General features: G+C 58.3%; 14 protein-coding genes. 13 read left to right on the top strand and 1 reads right to left on the bottom strand.

What is annotated here, in order from left to right:
• Nucleotides 1–220 precede the first annotated feature (220 nt).
• The 7 genes from speD (at nucleotide 221) to hemB (ending at nucleotide 7315) form a co-directional block, all read left to right on the top strand.
• Complete coding sequence (speD, locus tag COHPA_RS0106290; RefSeq protein ID WP_027085351.1) at nucleotides 221–619, top strand: adenosylmethionine decarboxylase; 399 nt, start codon at nucleotides 221–223, stop codon at nucleotides 617–619.
• 253 nt (nucleotides 620–872) lie between these two features.
• Nucleotides 873–2285, top strand: coding sequence for a glutamyl-tRNA reductase (gene hemA / locus COHPA_RS0106285; RefSeq protein WP_027085350.1), 1413 nt, complete (start codon nucleotides 873–875; stop codon nucleotides 2283–2285).
• A 28-nt stretch (nucleotides 2286–2313) separates the two neighbouring features.
• On the top strand, nucleotides 2314–3135 hold the full coding sequence (ccsA, locus tag COHPA_RS0106280) for a cytochrome c biogenesis protein CcsA (protein WP_027085349.1): 822 nt from the start codon (nucleotides 2314–2316) through the stop codon (nucleotides 3133–3135).
• Between the two features lie 21 nt (nucleotides 3136–3156).
• Nucleotides 3157–3810 (top strand): precorrin-2 dehydrogenase/sirohydrochlorin ferrochelatase family protein, encoded by a 654-nt coding sequence (locus tag COHPA_RS0106275; protein ID WP_027085348.1) that lies wholly within the window; start codon nucleotides 3157–3159, stop codon nucleotides 3808–3810.
• 6 nt (nucleotides 3811–3816) lie between these two features.
• Entirely contained in the window at nucleotides 3817–4755 is a 939-nt protein-coding gene (gene hemC, locus COHPA_RS0106270) for a hydroxymethylbilane synthase (RefSeq protein ID WP_027085347.1), read from the top strand.
• Nucleotides 4756–4759: 4 nt separating this feature from the next.
• Nucleotides 4760–6319: a uroporphyrinogen-III C-methyltransferase gene (gene cobA, locus COHPA_RS0106265; protein ID WP_027085346.1), complete on the top strand. Its 1560-nt coding sequence runs from the start codon at nucleotides 4760–4762 to the stop codon at nucleotides 6317–6319.
• 6 nt (nucleotides 6320–6325) lie between these two features.
• Entirely contained in the window at nucleotides 6326–7315 is a 990-nt protein-coding gene (hemB, locus tag COHPA_RS0106260; protein WP_027085345.1) for a porphobilinogen synthase, read from the top strand.
• 3 nt (nucleotides 7316–7318) lie between these two features.
• Here the strand turns inward: hemB and COHPA_RS0106255 are convergent, their stop codons facing one another.
• Nucleotides 7319–7981 (bottom strand): Crp/Fnr family transcriptional regulator, encoded by a 663-nt coding sequence (locus COHPA_RS0106255; protein WP_027085344.1) that lies wholly within the window; start codon nucleotides 7979–7981, stop codon nucleotides 7319–7321.
• A gap of 89 nt (nucleotides 7982–8070) precedes the next feature.
• Here COHPA_RS0106255 and hemL point away from each other — a divergent pair, with 89 nt between their 5' ends.
• The 6 genes from hemL to COHPA_RS0106220 all read left to right on the top strand — a co-directional run bounded on the left by hemL (nucleotide 8071) and on the right by COHPA_RS0106220 (nucleotide 18319).
• Nucleotides 8071–9372, top strand: coding sequence for a glutamate-1-semialdehyde 2,1-aminomutase (gene hemL / locus COHPA_RS0106250; RefSeq protein WP_027085343.1), 1302 nt, complete (start codon nucleotides 8071–8073; stop codon nucleotides 9370–9372).
• 167 nt (nucleotides 9373–9539) lie between these two features.
• Nucleotides 9540–10811, top strand: a complete 1272-nt coding sequence (locus COHPA_RS0106245; RefSeq protein ID WP_027085342.1) for a LysM peptidoglycan-binding domain-containing protein — start codon at nucleotides 9540–9542, stop codon at nucleotides 10809–10811.
• 477 nt (nucleotides 10812–11288) lie between these two features.
• Nucleotides 11289–13952, top strand: a complete 2664-nt coding sequence (locus COHPA_RS0106240) for a valine--tRNA ligase (RefSeq protein ID WP_027085341.1) — start codon at nucleotides 11289–11291, stop codon at nucleotides 13950–13952.
• Between the two features lie 15 nt (nucleotides 13953–13967).
• The gene (locus tag COHPA_RS0106235; protein ID WP_027085340.1) at nucleotides 13968–15356 is read left to right on the top strand and encodes a bifunctional folylpolyglutamate synthase/dihydrofolate synthase; all 1389 of its coding nucleotides are present in this window, start codon (nucleotides 13968–13970) and stop codon (nucleotides 15354–15356) included.
• 55 nt (nucleotides 15357–15411) lie between these two features.
• Nucleotides 15412–16755, top strand: coding sequence for a UDP-N-acetylmuramate--L-alanine ligase (gene murC / locus COHPA_RS0106230; RefSeq protein ID WP_027085339.1), 1344 nt, complete (start codon nucleotides 15412–15414; stop codon nucleotides 16753–16755).
• Nucleotides 16756–16942: 187 nt separating this feature from the next.
• A complete protein-coding gene (locus COHPA_RS0106220) occupies nucleotides 16943–18319 on the top strand; it encodes an SPOR domain-containing protein (RefSeq protein WP_027085338.1) in 1377 nt (458 codons plus the stop codon).
• Nucleotides 18320–18363 lie beyond the last annotated feature (44 nt).

Here is an 18363-nt window from a genome sequence, read left to right as displayed (position 1 = left end):
TTTTCCTAAGCTGGGCGCGGTATGGCGGGGGGTAAAGACGCGCAAAAAAAAGTATTGCATTTCATGCGGATAGATGTTATTTTTAGTTTCGTTGACAACACAATAGGAACCAGGATTCACTCTCAAAGGAATACAGACAGATTCCCTCCAAGTGAATGACGTAGGTCCTAGCGGATGAAAAGTTTCACACATTTTATTCCTAGGAAGGGGGAACCGAAAGATGGAATATTCAACTTTCGGAAGACACGTTGCGGTCGATACATGGGGAGGAAACGTCGATCTGTTGAACAGCGCGGAGCTGCTTCAATCCCACATGGTAGAAGCCGCTGAAGCGTGCGGCGCAACCGTTCTCTCGGTTCAAGCCAAACAATTTGAGCCGCAAGGCGCTACGGTGCTCGTACTGCTGTCCGAGAGCCATCTGTCCATTCATACGTATCCTGAGAGAGGATTCGCCGCGATCGACTGCTATACTTGCGGCGAAACGGTAGATCCGCAGCTTGCGATCGACTATTTGATTAACGTGATCAAGCCGGAGAAGACGTTTGCGAAGAAGTTGGTCCGCGGTCTTGGCGAGATGCAAGTCGAAGAACCGAAGATCAAGCTGGCTGAACTCGTCTAATAACGATATCAAACTCGCCACGGGGCATGCGCCCTGTGGTTTTTTGTACGTGATATCTTGCTCGCGCGACGCCGGTCGAGGGAATAGATTGAACGCAGCAGGCCGACACTAGCAAGAAAAGGTCTTAAAGGCATGGCAGGGTTATTCGAAAAGTGTTCAAATTTGGCGACAGAGCGGTCGTCCAATTGTGCTATAATGAAAATTGATTTGGAATGAATCGAATTCGCTCCTTAGGAAGGCAGGTGAATGCCCCGTGCATCTGATCGTCGTCGGTCTTAATTATCGTACAGCACCCGTAGAAATCCGCGAGAAGTTCGCGCTTTCTGAATCGGATCTGCCGAAGGCGCTTCAAGCGCTCAAAGCGACGACGGGCATTCTCGAAGGCGTCATCGTCGCTACCTGCAACCGAACGGAGATTTACGCGGTCGTAGACCGGCTCCACCTATGCGGGCACTATATCCGCTCGTTCATGGAGCAGTGGTTCTCCGTGCCGCGCCAGCAGTTCAATTCCCACTTGTACATGTACGAGGACGATCGTTCGGTAGAGCACTTGTTCCGCGTCGCATGCGGTCTGGATTCGATGGTGATCGGAGAGACGCAAATATTGGGCCAAGTGCGGGACGCGTTCTTGCTGGCTCAAGAAGAACGGGCGACGGGAACGTTGTTCAACCGCTTGTTCAAGCAGGCGATTACGCTCGCGAAACGAGCGCATTCCGATACGTCGATCGGCGAGAACGCCGTGTCGGTCAGCTATGCGGCCGTCGAGCTGGGCAAACGCATCTTCGGACGGTTCGACGAGAAGACGATTATGATCGTCGGCGCCGGCAAGATGAGCGAATTGACCGCGCAGCACCTGCACGCGAACGGAGCCGAAGAGGTGCTGGTCGTCAATCGGACGCTCGAGAACGCGCAAGATCTCGCCAAGAAGTTCCAAGGCGAGGCGCTTGCGTTCGAAGAGGCGATGAACCGCCTCAAGGATGTCGACATCGTGATCAGCAGCACCGGCGCGCAACGGTTCGTTCTGACCCGCGAGCAAGTCGAGGCTGCCATGGCGAGCCGCAAGAAAAAGCCGCTGTTCCTGATCGATATCGCCGTGCCGCGGGATATCGAGCCGTCTACCGGCGACATACCGAACGTATTCCTTTACGATATCGACGATCTCGAAGGCATCGTAGAGAACAATATAGCCAAGCGCCGCCAAGAAGCCGCGATCATCGAAGAGATGATCGAGCTTGAGGAGGAGGCTTACCGTCAATGGTACGCTACGCTCGGCGTAAGCCCGCTCATTCGCGCTTTGCAAGAGAAAGCCGCGAGCATTCAGGAAAGCACGCTCGACAGCTTGCTTCGGAAGCTTCCGGAGCTTGACGAAAGACAAGTGAAAGTGATCCGCAAGCTGACGAAGAGCATCGTCAACCAAGTGATTCATGATCCGATTCTCCGCATTAAAGAACTGTCCGCCGAAAAACGCAGCGACGAAGCGATGAAGCTGTTCGTGCAGCTATTCGCGCTCGAGGAAGACGTCGCGAAGCTGAAGGCGCAACAGAAGGCGGAGGAAAAGTCCCGCAAGGATGCGACCTTAGCGGCGGCTAAAGCGCCGGAGACGGCAGTCGGTTCAGGCTTGGATCAAGGCGGCTTGCTGTCCAAGCTCGCGGGCGCGATTCGATAACGGTAGGGAAGCGGGAGGCGCTGCCCTCATGATGACGCAAGATTTGTTAACGGACGCCGTCTTGTATATTTATGCCCTGAGTCTGCTATTCTTCGTATCCGACGCCGCTTCCGGCAACCGGAGCGCGAGAAAAGTCGGAACAGGGCTGCTTGTTTTTGTATGGGTCATACAGACGGCGTTCCTGCTGTATATTCTGATCGAAAGCCTGTCGGACCCGAAGCTTACGATCAGGGAGTTTCTGTTCTACGTATCATGGCTGCTCGTGTCGGCTTCCTTCGTGCTCCTTCGATGGCTTCGGGCCGATCTGCTCGTCTTGTTGGTCAATGTCGTCGGCTTCGCCGTATTGGCGCTCAATTTGCTTGAGTATCCCGGCAGGCGAATGGAGCTGGGGACGGAAGAGGTTGCAAGACGGCTGCTCGTCGTGCATATCAGCTTCATCACGCTGGCTTTCGCGGTGTTGACCGTAACGGCGCTTCTATACGGAATGTACTTGTACCTGCATCGCCGCCTGAAGACGAAGCGATGGTCGCCGGTGATGAGCCGAATGCCGGGGCTGCAGCTCATCGATACATACGCGTTCCGTTCCGGACTTATCGGCGTGCCGCTGTTGCTGTTGTCGCTATCCACGGGAACGGCCGCGTTGCTGCTCTCGGCGAACGGAGGGGAGCTGCTCGACCTGAAGGCGTTGCTTGCCTACGCGGCTGGCGCTGCGTACATCGTCTCCCTCATCCGCAGCCGGTTGGCGCGGGAGGCCGGCGGCGAATCGGCTAAGTGGAGCCTGATCGGATATGCGCTCATGGTCGCCGATTTTTTCGCCAGCGCGTTCTCCTCGTTCCATCATATGTTCTAGGCGTAAAGGAGCCGGATAGACGTGTCCGAATGGTACCCGATCTTATTGAACTTGAAGGACCGAACGTGCGTCGTGATCGGAGGCGGAGCCGTCGCCGCGCGGAAAGCGCGAGGGCTGCTCGATGCCGGCGCGAACGTTACGATCGTCAGTCCGAAGCTGAACCCGGAACTGTCGGAGCTGGCGGAAGCAGGCCGGATTCGCCACGTGCCGAAAGCATATGCCGACGGCGATCTCGAAGGCGCTATGCTTGTATTCGCGGCGACGGACAGTCCCGAGGCGAACGCAGCGGTCTTGTCCGAGGCGAATAGGCGGGGGATACCGGCGAATGCGGCTGACGGCGGCGAAGCAGGAGACTTTATCGTTCCGGCCGTGTTAAGGCGAGGCGATCTCGTATTGACGGCGAGCGCATCCGGTTCCGGCCCGGCGGTGGCTTCGCGCATTATCGGCGAGCTTAGGGATCGTTACGGGCCGGAGTATGCGGATTACTTGATCGGGTTAAGGAAGATTCGGTCATGGATTAAGGCGGAGGTCGCCGATCCGATCGAGCGGCGCAGGCTGTTAGAGGAGGCGTCTACGGATCAGTCGCTGACCGAATGGAGCAAGCTGGACGATCGGGCGGATATTCACGCTATAATAGAAAGATTAAAAGTGCGAGCACTTGGAAGGAAAGGATAACACACCATGCGCAAAATCATTGTCGGAAGCCGGCAGAGCACGCTGGCATTGACGCAGACGCAGCAGACGATCGACGCGATAAGCAAGCTGTGCGCGGAGGCGGGGCTTCATTATACGTTCGAGGTCAAACCGATCGTGACGCGAGGCGACCGGATACTGGACGTGACGTTGTCGAAGGTCGGGGGCAAAGGCTTGTTCGTCAAAGAAATCGAGCAAGCGCTGCTTGACGGGGAGATCGACTTTGCCGTTCATAGCATGAAAGATATGCCGTTCGAGCTGCCGGAAGGCTTAGTCGTCGGCGCGGTGCCGGCTAGACAAGATCCGAGAGACTGCTTGATCTCGAACACGGCGACCAGCCTGGAGGAGCTTCCGCAAGGGGCGCGAGTCGGTACGAGCAGTTTAAGAAGGGCCGCTCAGCTGCTGGCGGGACGTCCGGATTTGCGGATCGAATCGATACGCGGCAATATCGATACGCGTATCCGCAAGCTGTCCGAGGAAGGCTTCGACGCGATCCTGCTCGCGGCCGCCGGCTTGCATCGCATGGGATGGAAAGAGAAGATCACGGCGTATTTGCCGACGGACGTCTGCTTGCCTGCGGTCGGCCAGGGCGCGCTCGCGATCGAATGCCGCGGGGACGATGAAGACGTGCTGGCCATATTGCATCTCGTGAACGACCCGGTGACCGAGAGAGCGGTTTCCGCGGAACGCAGACTGCTCGGCTTGCTGAACGGCGGGTGTCAAGTTCCGATCGGCGCATTCGCCGAGGCAAGCTCCGCGGACGCGGGCTCGCCGGTTACTTTGACCGGAATCGTATCGTCTCCGGACGGCGTCAAGCTGCTTCGGGAAACCGCGACGGGCAGCGATCCGGGCAAAGTAGGTTATGAGGTCGCCGAAGCGCTATTGCGCCGGGGAGCGGACCAGTTATTGGCGGAAGCGAGGGAGTAGGCGGATGAACACGGGGAAGATTGGCAAAGTCTATTTGGTGGGAGCGGGTCCGGGGGATCCGAAACTCATAACGATCCGAGGTCTGGAGGCGCTGAAGCGCTCGGACGTCGTCGTATTCGACCGTCTCGCGGGGCCTCAGCTGCTCAATCACGCGAGACAAGACGCAGAGCGGATTTACGTCGGCAAGCTGCCGGACCGCCATACGATGAAACAAGAAGAAATCAATCAGTTGCTCGTCGATTTGGCGCTGCAGGGCAAGTCCGTCGCTCGCCTGAAAGGCGGGGATCCGACCGTCTTCGGCCGAGTCGGGGAAGAAGCGGAGCTGCTGCGCCAGAACGGCGTCGAATACGAGATTATTCCCGGCATTACTTCGGCGATCTCGGTGCCGGCATACGCCGGCATCCCGGTGACTCATCGAGACTTGGCCTCCTCCTTCTCCGTCATTACCGGACATGAGAGTCCGGACAAGCTTGATCTGTCGATTCATTGGGACAAAGTGACGAACGCTACCGGCACGTTAGTCTTTCTGATGGGCGTAGCCAAAATCGGCTATATAAGCGAGCAGCTAGTCAAACACGGCCGATCTCCGCAGACGCCCGTTGCGCTCGTGCAATGGGGTACTCGCGCCGAGCAGCGAACGCTCGTCGGCACGCTGGGCGATATCGAAGCGAAAGTCAGCGAGGCGAACTTCAAGCCGCCGGCGGTCATCGTCGTAGGCGATGTCGTGGGCCAGCGCGAGACGCTCTCGTGGGTGGAGCGGAAGCCGCTCTTCGGCCAGCGGGTGCTCGTCACGCGCGCGCGCTCCCAAGCAAGCGAACTGGTCGCCAAGCTGGACGATCTCGGGGCCGAGACGTACGAGTATCCGGTCATCGAGACGAGACTTCCGGACGCTGCCGGCAACGTTCAGGCGATCCGGGAAGCGCTGGCTCAGGCGGATGTTTACGATTGGGTCATTCTGACTAGCGTGAACGGCGTCGAATACTTTTTCCGCTGGTTAGAGAGTGAAGCCGTCGATATCCGTCGCTTCCATCGCGCGAAGTTCGCTGCCGTCGGTCCGAAGACCGCCCAGGAATTGGCGCAAAGAGGGATTCGCGCCGATCTGCTTCCGGAAAGCTATCAAGCGGAAGGACTCGCGGATAAGCTTGACGGATTAGTTATACGGGGGCAGAAAGCGTTGCTGCCGCGAGGGAATCTCGCTAGGGAGCTGCTTCCGAAGAAGCTGCGGGAGCTGGGCGTCGAGGCGATAGAGATCGATGTGTACGAGACGGCGCTATCGGCGCCTAAGGATATGTGGATCGCCGAGATGCTGGAGAAGAAGCAAATCCACGTCATTACGTTCACTAGCTCGTCCACTGTCGTCAATCTGCTGGAGGCGCTTAAGCTTAACGGCATCGATGATCCGGTCGCCGCGCTGCAAGGCATCGAAATCGTATGTATCGGTCCCGTGACCGCCGAAACGGCGGAGAAACGCGGCATTCAAGTTACGGTCGTTCCACAGCACGCGACGATCGACGGCATGGTCGAGGCTTTAGCGGAGCGGCGTCGCATCATGAGAGGAGAATAGACAACGATGGCATATCCGATCGCAAGACATCGCAGATTAAGAGGATCGGCTGCGCTGCGCAGCATGGTAAGAGAGACGAGCCTAAGCGTTAACGATCTCATCGCGCCGATCTTCATCACGGAGGGCGAAGGCGTTCAGCACGAAATTCCGTCGATTCCCGGCGTCTATCATTGGTCGCTCGACACGTTGGAGAAGGAAATAGGCGAAATCGCGGCGGCGGGGATCAAGTCGGTTCTCGTATTCGGAGTTCCGAGCAGCAAAGACGCCGTCGGTACTTCGGCATTCGAAGACAACGGCATCGTACAACGGGGCATTCGCCGAATCAAAGCGTTGCGGCCGGATCTTATCGTTATCGCGGATACTTGCTTGTGCCAGTTCACGGATCACGGACATTGCGGGGTTGTTCATCAGACGGATTGCGGGGCGGAAATCGACAACGACGAATCGCTCGAGCTTCTGGCGAAGACGGCGGTATCGCAGGCGAAGGCAGGCGCGGACATAATCGCCCCTTCGAATATGATGGACGGCTTCGTGACGGCGATTCGCGGAGCGCTGGATCACGCAGGCTTCGCGAATACGCCGATTATGTCTTACTCGGTTAAGTTCGCGTCTGCCTATTACGGGCCATTCCGCGAAGCGGCGCATTCGTCGCCGCAATTCGGCGACCGCAAGACCTATCAGATGGATCCGGCTAACGCGCGCGAAGCGATGCGCGAAGCGCAGTCCGACGCGGAGGAAGGCGCGGACTTCCTCATGGTGAAGCCCGGCCTGGCCTATCTGGATATCGTTAGAATGCTGCGGGACAGATACGATCTGCCGATCGTCATCTATAACGTGAGCGCGGAATATTCGATGGTAAAAGCGGCGGCGATGCAAGGGTGGATCGACGAGAAGTCGATCGTGCTCGAGACGCTGACGGGCATGAAACGCGCGGGCGCCGAGTTGATCATTACGTATCATGCGAAGGATGCTGCTCGCTGGCTGCAGGAAAGCTGAGCGTTAGCCGCGCAGCTTCAGCAGGTTAATCTTGTACTCGTTGATGCCGAACGTAAGCACGCCGCGGGATTCCAGCTCGCGAAGCACGTCGGAGAGCACGGCTTTCGTGACGCCGGCCATCTGGGCGAGCTCGTCGTAATTGAGCGCCATGTGGATCGAGATGATGTTGCCTTCGCGATTGCCGTTCTGATTGGCTAGCGTGATGAGATTCTTAAGCACGCGCGTGCGTCCGTCGAGGAACGTCAAATCGTTCACGTGCTCGTTCGTCTTGCGCAGCCGGCGGCTCAGCTCGGTCAGGATGCCTTTCGTAATATCGAAATGGTTCTGCAGAAGTTCCATGAACTGGTCGGAGGACAGCTCGAGCACGGTCGTCGGCTCCAGCGTTTGCGCGGAAGCGGAACGCGGACGGCCGTCGAGCAGCGACAGCTCTCCGAAGCTCTCGCCGGCGTTGACGAGCGACAGCACTTTCTCTTCGCCGTTGTTGCTCCGGGTGAACAGCTTGATCGATCCGGACAAGACGACGTAGAACGTATGTCCGAGTTCTTTCTCCTGGAACAGGAGGGAGCCTTGGGGTATCGTGCGGCGTTGGGCGATTCTTAGAATATGTTCGAGCTGCTCGTCGTTAAGATTATCGAATAATGACACTTTCTTTAACCATTCGATCATCGTCTTCGTCCTCCATTCAACCGGTAAAATCATTCTAATTCGTAGTGTATCATAGCTATTTCCAATCTAGATAGTAGGGTGTGACGATTATGAGCGAAAATCGTCGAATTCGCGACGACGCAAAGTCCAAAGCCGCTTTCGAGCAAGCGAAGAAAGTCATTCCCGGCGGGGTGAACAGTCCGGTCCGCGCGTTCAAATCCGTCGGATTAACGCCTCTGGTGATCGCGCGCGGGGAAGGAAGCCGCATTACCGACATCGACGGACAGACGTATATCGACTACGTGCTGTCTTGGGGTCCGCTCATCGCGGGACATGCCCATTCGGAAGTCGTCGAAGCGATCAAGCGGACGGCCGAGAACGGCACGAGCTTCGGCGCTCCGACCGAGCTCGAGACCCTGATGGCCGAACTCGTCTGCGAGCGAGTGCCTTCCGTCGAAGTCGTGCGCATGGTCAACTCCGGAACGGAAGCGACGATGAGCGCGCTAAGATTGGCTCGCGGCTATACGAAAAGGAATAAAATTCTGAAATTCGAAGGCTCGTACCACGGACACGCGGACAGCCTGCTGATCAAGGCGGGTTCGGGGGTCGCCACGCTCGGACTGCCGGATAGCCCCGGCGTTCCCGAGAGCGTTGCGAGCCACACGTTAACCGTTCCTTATAACGATCTGGAATCGGTTAAGGTCGCTTTCGAACGCTTCGGCGAAGAGATCGCGGCGATCATCGTGGAACCCGTCGCCGGCAATATGGGCGTCGTTCCTCCTCTGCCCGGCTTCCTGCAGGGGCTGCGCGATATCACGACGAAGTTTGGCAGCCTGCTTATTTTCGACGAGGTTATGACCGGTTTCCGGGTTCATCGTCATTGCGCGCAAGGGCTGTACGGCGTAACGCCGGACTTGACGACGCTCGGCAAAGTGATCGGCGGCGGGCTGCCGGTCGGCGCGTACGGCGGCAAGAGAGAGATCATGGAGCAGATGGCCCCGGTCGGTCCGATCTACCAAGCGGGCACGTTGTCCGGCAATCCGCTCGCGATGGCAGCGGGTTATACGACGCTCAAGCTGATGACGGAAGAAGCTTACGAGCTGCTGGAGCGGTTGTCGGTACGGCTTCAAGCGGGCCTCGAGCGGAACGCCAAGGAAGCGGGCGTTCCGATGACGATCAATCGAGTAGGCTCGATGGTATGCCCTTTCTTCACGGATAAGCACGTCATTAACTACGAGTCCGCGAAGCAAGCGAACGCGGACTCGTTCCGCTCGGTGTTCCGCAGCCTGCTCGACGGAGGCGTCAATATCGCTCCTTCCGCCTATGAGGGATGGTTCGTCTCCACCGCTCACTCTGAGCAAGATATCGACCTTACGGTCGATGCTCATCGGACGGCGCTTCGTAAGCTCTAATCGTTGCGACCGTCTTGCAACCTCCCGCGATTGCGATCGCCGGGAGGTTGTTTGTATTTTGCGGTTCGAACAGGCATGCTAGGCTCTCTTCGGCATATAGATAGTTAGTGAGTTGCTAGAGGGCCCTGACAGCGATCCGGGCGCCGAGTGAAGAAGGAGGAATCACCGTGACGGAGCCACCAAACGGACTGCGGTTCGATATTTACGAACGGGTGCATTTGCCGGACGACGTAGCCGCGATCGACGAATTGGAGGAAATCGAGCTTGTGCCCCATATGCAGGTGCTTCCGCGCGAGGACAACGTCCTGCTAAGCGGGAGCCTGCTGCTGTCCGGCGTATATCGCGCGCAGTATTCCGACGAAACGACGCAATTGACGCATTGGATACCGGTAGAGATCACGCTGCCGCTTAATCGGGTCCAGAACGTGGACGAGATCGGCGTGGAAATCGACAATTTCGACGTCGATTTGTTGTCGACGAGGTCGCTTAACGTGACGGGCGTATTGGCGCTGAGAGGGTTGCAGACGTCTTCCTCGCAAGAGCCGATATGGAAGGACGACAGCTTTACGGTCGTACATCAGGCGCGGTCGAGTTACGAGGAGGACTTCGGGCGCGACGGCTTATCCGCAGCGCAGGCAGCCGACGATTCCGCCGACGATGACGACTCCTCGCAGGCCGCGTCTTCCCAGTCGGACGATTCCTTGCTTGAATTCGATCCGGAGCGGATCGAGGAGCAGCAAGCTGCGCAGCCGCAGCAACCGCAGAAGCCGCAGCCGGTCCCGAGCTTCGCCGATGCCGCGAACGAGGGAAGTTGGCTGTCGAACTTCAAGAGCTACGCGGATAAAGCCAAGTCTCAGGAACAGACGAGAGCGGCGCAGCCCGTCCAATCATCGGATGGGTGGGGAGATTTAAGCCAGCGGCGAGACGCGGATCCGCAAACGAGCCAGCCCGCAGCTCCGTCCTATAGCGCATTGGAAATTCCGGCATTGCCGGCGGACGTGCCGGCAGCCCAGCCGGAGACTTTGCCCTCAGTCTCGGCAGCCCCGGAACCGGAACCCATGAAGATCGCCATTAACGGCTTGCCGTCGGATGCGTCGCAACGCATTCAATCCGGCGTCGGGCTGCTGTCGCAGCTCGGCGATATCGGCGCCAGGCGCGAATCGGATTTGAAGCGGCAAGAGGCCGCGCAATCGGAAGAAAAAGCGAATGCCGCAAGCTCTTCCGGAAGTACCGGCGACGAACTCGAATGGACGCGCCTATTATCGGGCGGAGAGAACGAAGCCCAGTCGTTCCGCAAAGTCCGGATGTGCATCGTGCAGCGCGACGATACGCTCGAATCGATCGCGGACCGATATAACTTGCAACCGAGGGTGCTGCAAACGCACAATAAGCTTAACGAACCGTACTTATCCGAAGGGCAAGTGCTCTACATCCCATAGAGCGGCTGCCGCTTCGCCGCATACCCGTCTCCCAATAACCTCCGGCGATCCTTCCGCCGGAGGTTATGAGGCGTATCGCCGCCCCTTATTGACTCTCCCCTCGGCGAAGGGTAGAATAGGGGGAAAGACTTGGATAGGGAAGAGTCACAGATCGTCCTACAGAGAGCGGGGCCGCTGAACGTCAGCGCTGGAAGGTTCCGCAGGAGAATTGAGCTGCGACGAGTCGCCCTGGAGTTTCTTGTTCGAACGGACGGCCGCTGTGCGGCTTACGCCCTAGATCAAGACGGCTGCTACCGTTATCCCGCGTCGAGTGCCGCTCCGGCTGAATATAGCCTGGCGGAACGAAGGTGGTACCACGGAAGATGAACCTTTCGTCCTTTGCGACGGGAGGTTTTTGTGTTTTTATGCGCCGCGATAAGGAGTCGGAACTCCTTGTCGGCAGGCTGAACATTGCGTCCTATGGAGGTTAATTCGTACATGTCCGAGACAAAAAGCTTTAACGTCGAAATGCCGACGACTTACGATCCGGCGAGCGCCGAACGCAAATGGTACGACGCGTGGCTGCAGGGCGGATACTTTCAAGCGGGACGCCGTCCCGACGCGCCTAAATATACGATCGTCATCCCTCCTCCGAACGTAACGGGCATGCTTCATATCGGGCATGCGCTCGACTTCACGCTGCAAGACATCATGATCCGGTTCAAACGGATGCAGGGCTTCGACGCGTTATGGCTGCCTGGAACCGATCATGCGGGCATCGCGACGCAGACGAAGGTCGAGCAGAAGCTGCGCGAAGAAGGCAAATCCCGTTACGATTTGGGTCGCGAGGCTTTCCTGGAGAAAGTATGGGAATGGAAGGAACACTATGCGGGAACGATCCGCAACCAATGGGCTAAGATGGGGCTGAGCCTCGATTATTCCCGCGAGCGGTTTACGCTGGACGAAGGCTTGTCCGCGGCGGTTCGCGAAGTGTTCGTGCGCTTATACGAGAAAGGCCTGATCTACCGCGGCAAACGGATCATCAACTGGGATCCGGCAGCCCGCACGGCTTTGTCCGACATCGAGGTCGAGTACAAAGAGGTCAACGGCCATCTGTATCATCTCCGCTATCCGCTCGCCGACGGCAGCGGCTCCATTACCGTCGCCACGACGCGCCCGGAGACGATGCTGGGCGATACGGCGGTCGCCGTTCATCCGGAGGACGAAAGATACAAGAGCCTGATCGGCAAGATGATCAAGCTGCCGATCGTGGATCGCGAAATTCCGATCATCGCGGACGAATACGTCGATAAGGAATTCGGAAGCGGCGCGGTCAAGATTACGCCGGCCCACGACCCGAACGACTTCGAAGTCGGCTCTCGCCATAACCTGCCGCAGATTACGGTCATGGACGAAGGCGGGCGCATGAACGAGCATGCGGGGCCGTATAACGGCCTGGACCGCGCGGAATGCCGCAAAGCGATCGTCAAAGACTTGCAGGAGCAAGGCGTGTGCATCCAAATCGAGGATCACGTTCATCAGGTCGGCCATAGCGAACGTTCCGGAGCGGTCGTCGAGCCGTACCTGTCGACGCAATGGTTCGTCTCGATGAAGCCGCTCGCCGAGCGCGCGATCGCTAACCAGAAGTCCGGCCAAGGCGTCAATTTCGTGCCGGACCGGTTCGAGAAAGTGTATTTGCAATGGATCGAGAACGTCCGCGACTGGTGTATATCCCGTCAACTCTGGTGGGGACACCGGATTCCGGCTTGGTACAACGATACGACGGGCGACATTCATGTCGGTCTCGAAGCGCCGGAAGGCGCGGATCAGCCGGGTTCGCCTTGGCGCCAAGACGAGGACGTGCTCGACACGTGGTTCAGCTCGGCGCTGTGGCCGTTCTCGACGCTCGGCTGGCCTTCGGATACCGAAGACCTGCGAGCGTACTTTCCGACGAGCGTGCTCGTTACGGGCTACGACATCATTTACTTCTGGGTTGCCCGGATGATCTTCACGGCCCTCGAGTTCACGGACCGAATTCCGTTCAAGGACGTGCTCATCCACGGCCTCGTCCGCGACGCGGAAGGTCGCAAAATGTCCAAATCGCTCGGCAACGGCGTCGACCCGCTCGACGTCATCGCGCAATACGGCGCGGACGCGATGCGGTTCATGATCTCGACGGGCAGCACGCCGGGTCAAGATTTGCGCTTCCGCTTCGAGAAAGTCGAGCAGGCGCGCAATTTCGCCAATAAAATATGGAACGCATCGCGGTTCGCGCTCATGAACCTCGAAGGCTTCAACTATGCGGATATCGACCTGAGCGGCGAGCTGTCCACGGCAGACCGCTGGATTCTGCATCGGTTTAACGAAACCGCGCAAGACATTACGCGCCTGATGGAAAGCTATGAGTTCGGCGAAACCGGCCGTTTGCTCTACGACTTCATCTGGGACGATCTGTGCGACTGGTACATCGAGTTCGCGAAGCTCACGCTTTATGGAACGGATCCGATCGCGAAGCGCAGCACCCAATCGGTCATCGCATACGTGCTCGACCGCACGTTGCGTCTGCTGCACCCGTTCATGCCGTATTTGTCCGAGGAAATTTGGCAGCATCTGCCTCACGAGCCCGGCGAGACGATCATGCTCGCGGCATGGCCGGCGTACGACGCTTCGTTCGAAGCTTCGGAAGCGGTCAAAGAGATGAAGCTCCTCATGGAGGCGATTCGCGCCGTGCGGAACATTCGCGCGGAAGTGAACGTATCGCTGGGCAAGAAGATCGAGCTGCTGCTTAAGCCGACCGGCGCGGAAGAAGAAGGCATTTTCCGTCGGAACGAAATTTACGTTCAACGCTTCTGCAACACGTCGGCGCTTACGCTCGACCCGTCTCTGACGGCGCCGGACAAAGCGATGACGGCGATCGTCACGGGAGCGGAGCTGTACTTCCCGCTGGCGGGCTTGATCGACATCGGCCAAGAAATCGCGCGGCTGAACAAAGAGCTTGATGCCCTTAACGCCGAGGTCGACCGCGTAGAGAAAAAGCTGGCCAACGAAGGCTATATCGCCAAAGCGCCGGCGCACGTCGTCGAGCAGGAACGCGCGAAAGGCGCGGATTACAAAGACAAGCGCGACAAAGTGCTGGCGCGTATTGCCGAGCTGCAAGCTTAACGGAGGGAAAGCATCATGAAGAACGAATCTCCCCGGACCGGAGCCGGCTTTAACAGCGCCGAAGAGGCGATGTCCTGGATTGTCGGACTGACGAATTTCGGCATTCGTCCGGGACTTGACCGGATCAAGCTGCTGATGGAGGCGCTGGGCAATCCCGAGCGTCGGCTCAAATTCATTCACGTCGCGGGCACGAACGGCAAAGGCTCGGTTTGCGCCTACTTGACGAGCGTGCTCCGCAAGGCGAAATACGATGTCGGCACGTTCACGTCGCCGTATTTGACCTCGTATGCCAATCGGCTGCAATACAACGGACAGGATATCGACGACGAGACGCTCTTGCGTCTCGTCAACCGGATCAAGCCGGAAGCGGATAAGCTCGCCGGTACCGAATGGGGCGCGCCGACGATGTTCGAAATTACGACGGCGCTCGCGCTCCTGTATTACGGCACCGTCACGTTCCCGGACTACGTCGTCTGGGAGACGGGATTGGGCGGCCGGCTTGACGTCACGAACATAGTCAGTCCGGTCGTCACCGTGATCACGAACGTCGGGCACGATCATATGGACCTTCTTGGTCCGACGATCGCCGACATTGCCAGAGAGAAGGCAGGCATCATTAAACCCGGCGTTCCGATCGTTACGGCCGCCGGCCATCCGGAAGCCGCGGCGATCATTCGGGAGACGGCCGAGAGCAAGAAGGCAACCTTGTACGCGCTAGGCGATCAGTTCGGGTTCAAACCGGAGTCGATCCGGGAAAATGAACAAATTTTCGGTTTTCAAGGGCCGTTCCGCGCGATACAATCGTTAGCGGTGACATTGAACGGAACGCATCAGCTCGCGAACGCCGCCGTGGCGGCCATGACGCTTGAAGTGTTGCGCCAATATTACGCGCTTATCGTCGACGACGAGGATCTCGAGGCAGGGCTCAGAGAGACGTCCTGGCCGGGTCGGCTCGAGATGGTTTCCGATTCCCCGCGCATTCTTCTCGACGGCGCGCATAATCCCGAAGGGATGGAGGCTTTGGCCGCTGCCCTGAGCGATATTTACAGCTTCGATAGGCTGAACGTCATGATCGCGATGATGCCGAATAAGAATCACGAACATTCCCTGCGGCATATACTACCAATGGTGGATATGCTAGTGATTACGGAGCCCGATTTTCATAAAAAAATGGCCGCCGAAGATTTGGCCGCAGTCGCGAACCGGCTGAAAGCCGAGCTTGGAGGTCCGCGCGACATCGTCGTCGAACCGGATTGGCGGCGTGCTTTGACGCTTCTGCGCGATGCGTCCTCGCAAGCGCCTGCTCAAGGGGATACGCTAAGCGTCGTAACTGGCACGTTATATTTGATTGCCGACGTTCGCTCGTGGTTGCTCCACGGAACGAATTCAGAAAAAGGCTGGTGAAGCGTCGTTGCGAACCGCTGAACATGTTCATTTTATCGGTATAGGTGGCTACGGTATGAGCGCCATCGCCCGCGTGATGCTGGAGATGGGTTACAAGGTGTCCGGCTCCGACGTCGTACGTCAAGAGCTGACCGAGAAACTAGCGGCCGGCGGGGCACAAATTTATATCGGCCACGAGCCGGAGAATGTACGAGGCGCCGATCTCGTCGTATATTCAACGGCGATCGCCAAGGACGACGTGGAACGCCGAGCCGCGGAGCAATTGCGCATCCCTACGCTGCACCGCGCCCAGATGCTGGCGCGCCTCTTGAACGCGCGCACGGGCATCGCCGTCGCCGGCGCGCACGGAAAAACGACGACGTCCTCCATGATCGCGCTCGTGATGGAGAATTGCGGGCTGGATCCGACATTCATTATCGGCGGGGAGATCGTCAACGTCGGCACGAACGCGAAAGCGGGCAAGAGCGACTTCGTCGTGGCCGAAGCGGACGAAAGCGACGGTTCCTTCCTTCAATACGAACCGGCCGTCGGCGTCGTCCTTAACATTGAAGCCGATCATCTGGAAAATTACGATGGCGATTTCAACAAGCTGAAGGATGCTTACGTATCTTTCCTTGGCAATATTCGACCGAGCGGCTGCGCGGTCGTATGCGCGGACGACGACAACGTACGGGAAGTCGTGCCGATGGTGAAAGGTCCGCGCGTGGTTACGTATGGCGTCAGCTCGTCAGATGCCGATTTTACCGCGACGAATATTAACCTCGGCGACCGCTGCGTATCGTTCACGGTACGCAAAGGGAACGACGAACTAGGCACGGTCGAGCTGTCCGTACCCGGACGCCATAACGTCTACAACGCGCTTGCGACGGTCATCGTCTGTCTCGAGGCAGGCGCTTCTTTCTCGGCGATCGCCGGAGCGATTCGCGAATTCCGCGGCGCTAAGAGACGGTTTCAAGTGCTTGGCGAAGTGAAGGATATGCTGGTGATCGACGACTACGCGCATCACCCGACTGAAATCCAGGCGACGATCCAAGCCGCCAAAGCGACGGGCAAGCGCATTATTGCCGTGTTTCAGCCCCAGCGATATACGCGCACGTATTTTCTGCTCGATGCGTTCAGCAGAGCGTTCACCGACGCCGATGAGGTCATCATCACGGATATTTATTCGCCGGCCGGCGAGCAGAGGATCGAAGGCGTCAATTCCCGCAGGCTGGTCGAGCTGATCGCCGGCAACAGCAATCCGAACGTGCGATATATCCCGACGAAGGAAGAAGTGCGCGATCTGCTCGCGGACGAGATCAAGCCTAACGATCTCGTTCTGACGATGGGCGCGGGCGATATATGGAAGACGGCCTACGAGCTTGCGAAGATTCTTCGCGAGCGAGAAGGAGCGGAATAAGCGAATGCTCCCTTGGGAAGCTCTCTCCTTCAACGAAGGAGGGGGCTTCCCTTATTCCTTTATAACGATATCCCTGTCGCTCAGGGACGCTGCAACGTTCTCCCAGACCGCAGTAGAGCGTTCTATCATATTTTTCATCCGTCTCTCATATCCTATTGATAGATTGTAGGACAAGGGGAGACGCGGCATGCCATCCAACGCAAGAATGACGTTTCGTTTCGAGCAGCCTCCTATGCAGAAGCCGGTTAAGCTAGCCCCGGCGGCGAATCTTGCCCGGACGGAGCGGGAGGACGTCTTCGATGAACCGTCTATCGCAGCCAAGCCGGAACTAGCGAGCGAGGCGCGAGTTGAATCAGCATATAATCATTTAGTTATAGAGCCGTCCATAGCGAATGACGGACCCTATCAAGACGATATTCGCGCGCTCGAGGATATCATTCGTCGGACCGATTCCGTCGTCGTGCATATCCCTCCGGCGGAGAAAGCTCCCGAGACGACACCCAAGTCCGACCGCAAGCTGCCCGTTGGTACGATTCGCCATCCCGTCGTCGTCCGGGAGCTGGAACAGACCGAGCCGGATCATGAACAGCCGGAGCGATGGAGCTTGCCGGCGGATGACGACTATACGCCTACTGAAGATTGGCTATCGCAAGCAGGAAGCTATAGACGTAACGATTCTCCGACCTGGACGCGCGTGTTCTTGTCGGTGACCGCGGCGATCGCAACCGGCGCGCTATTCGGATATATGGTGCTGACGTTGTTCACCGGTGAGCCGATGTTCCCCGGCAAGCAGTCTGCGGGAATTCAAGCTGCCGGGCAAGCCGGAGTCCCGGACGCCGCATCGTCATCGACGGCCGCGGCAGCCCATGCCGACGATGCCGCCGTGGGAGCGGGAACTACGCCGGACCCGAACGCAACGGGTAAAATAGAAGGCAAGTCGTTTGCGGAAGTTCCTGCGAATGAAGCTTACGTCCTGCAATACGGCGTCTTCCGCAACGCGGACAGCACGCAATTGGCGGCCGCGCAACTGAAAGACGTCGGATTGCCCGCTGCGATCGACGACGGCGACGGTTACCGCGTCTACGCGGGCATCGCCTCGACCCGCGCCGAAGCCGAGCTTCTGGCGGCGCAAATGCCGAACATCGAAGTGTATATCAAGCCGCTCGGAGCAACGGCGCTAATGTTGGACGGAAGCGAACAATCCGAGACGATACGAGCATTCATGACCGAGAGCGCATCGCTCGCGCGGTTGATCGCTCAGCTCACCGTAGGCGGCCTGCAAGACGGGCTGCCGCAGCCGTTCGCGCAAGAGGACGCGGACGCCTTGCGGCAGACGGGGTCCGCGTGGAAAGCCGCCAAGCTGCCGCAAGGCGCGCTTACGGGCGCGGCTAACGCCGCGGCGGTAAAGCTCGAGCAAGCTTTGGATGAGGCGCTTGATTCGCTCGCAAATTATAGCGGCAAGACGTCCCGGTTTCATCTATGGAACGCCCAGACGGCGATCATGCAAGCCGGGCTGGCGGACCGCGAGCTGCGCGATGCATTGCAGCCCGCCGCGCGCGGTTGAGCAATCCGTAACTCGAACGAGGCAGCTCTGACTCCGCGGGGCTG

This window comes from Cohnella panacarvi Gsoil 349 (assembly GCF_000515335.1).
Classification (GTDB): Bacteria; Bacillota; Bacilli; order Paenibacillales; family Paenibacillaceae; genus Cohnella; species Cohnella panacarvi.
This window is presented reverse-complemented; position numbering and strand designations above follow the sequence as displayed.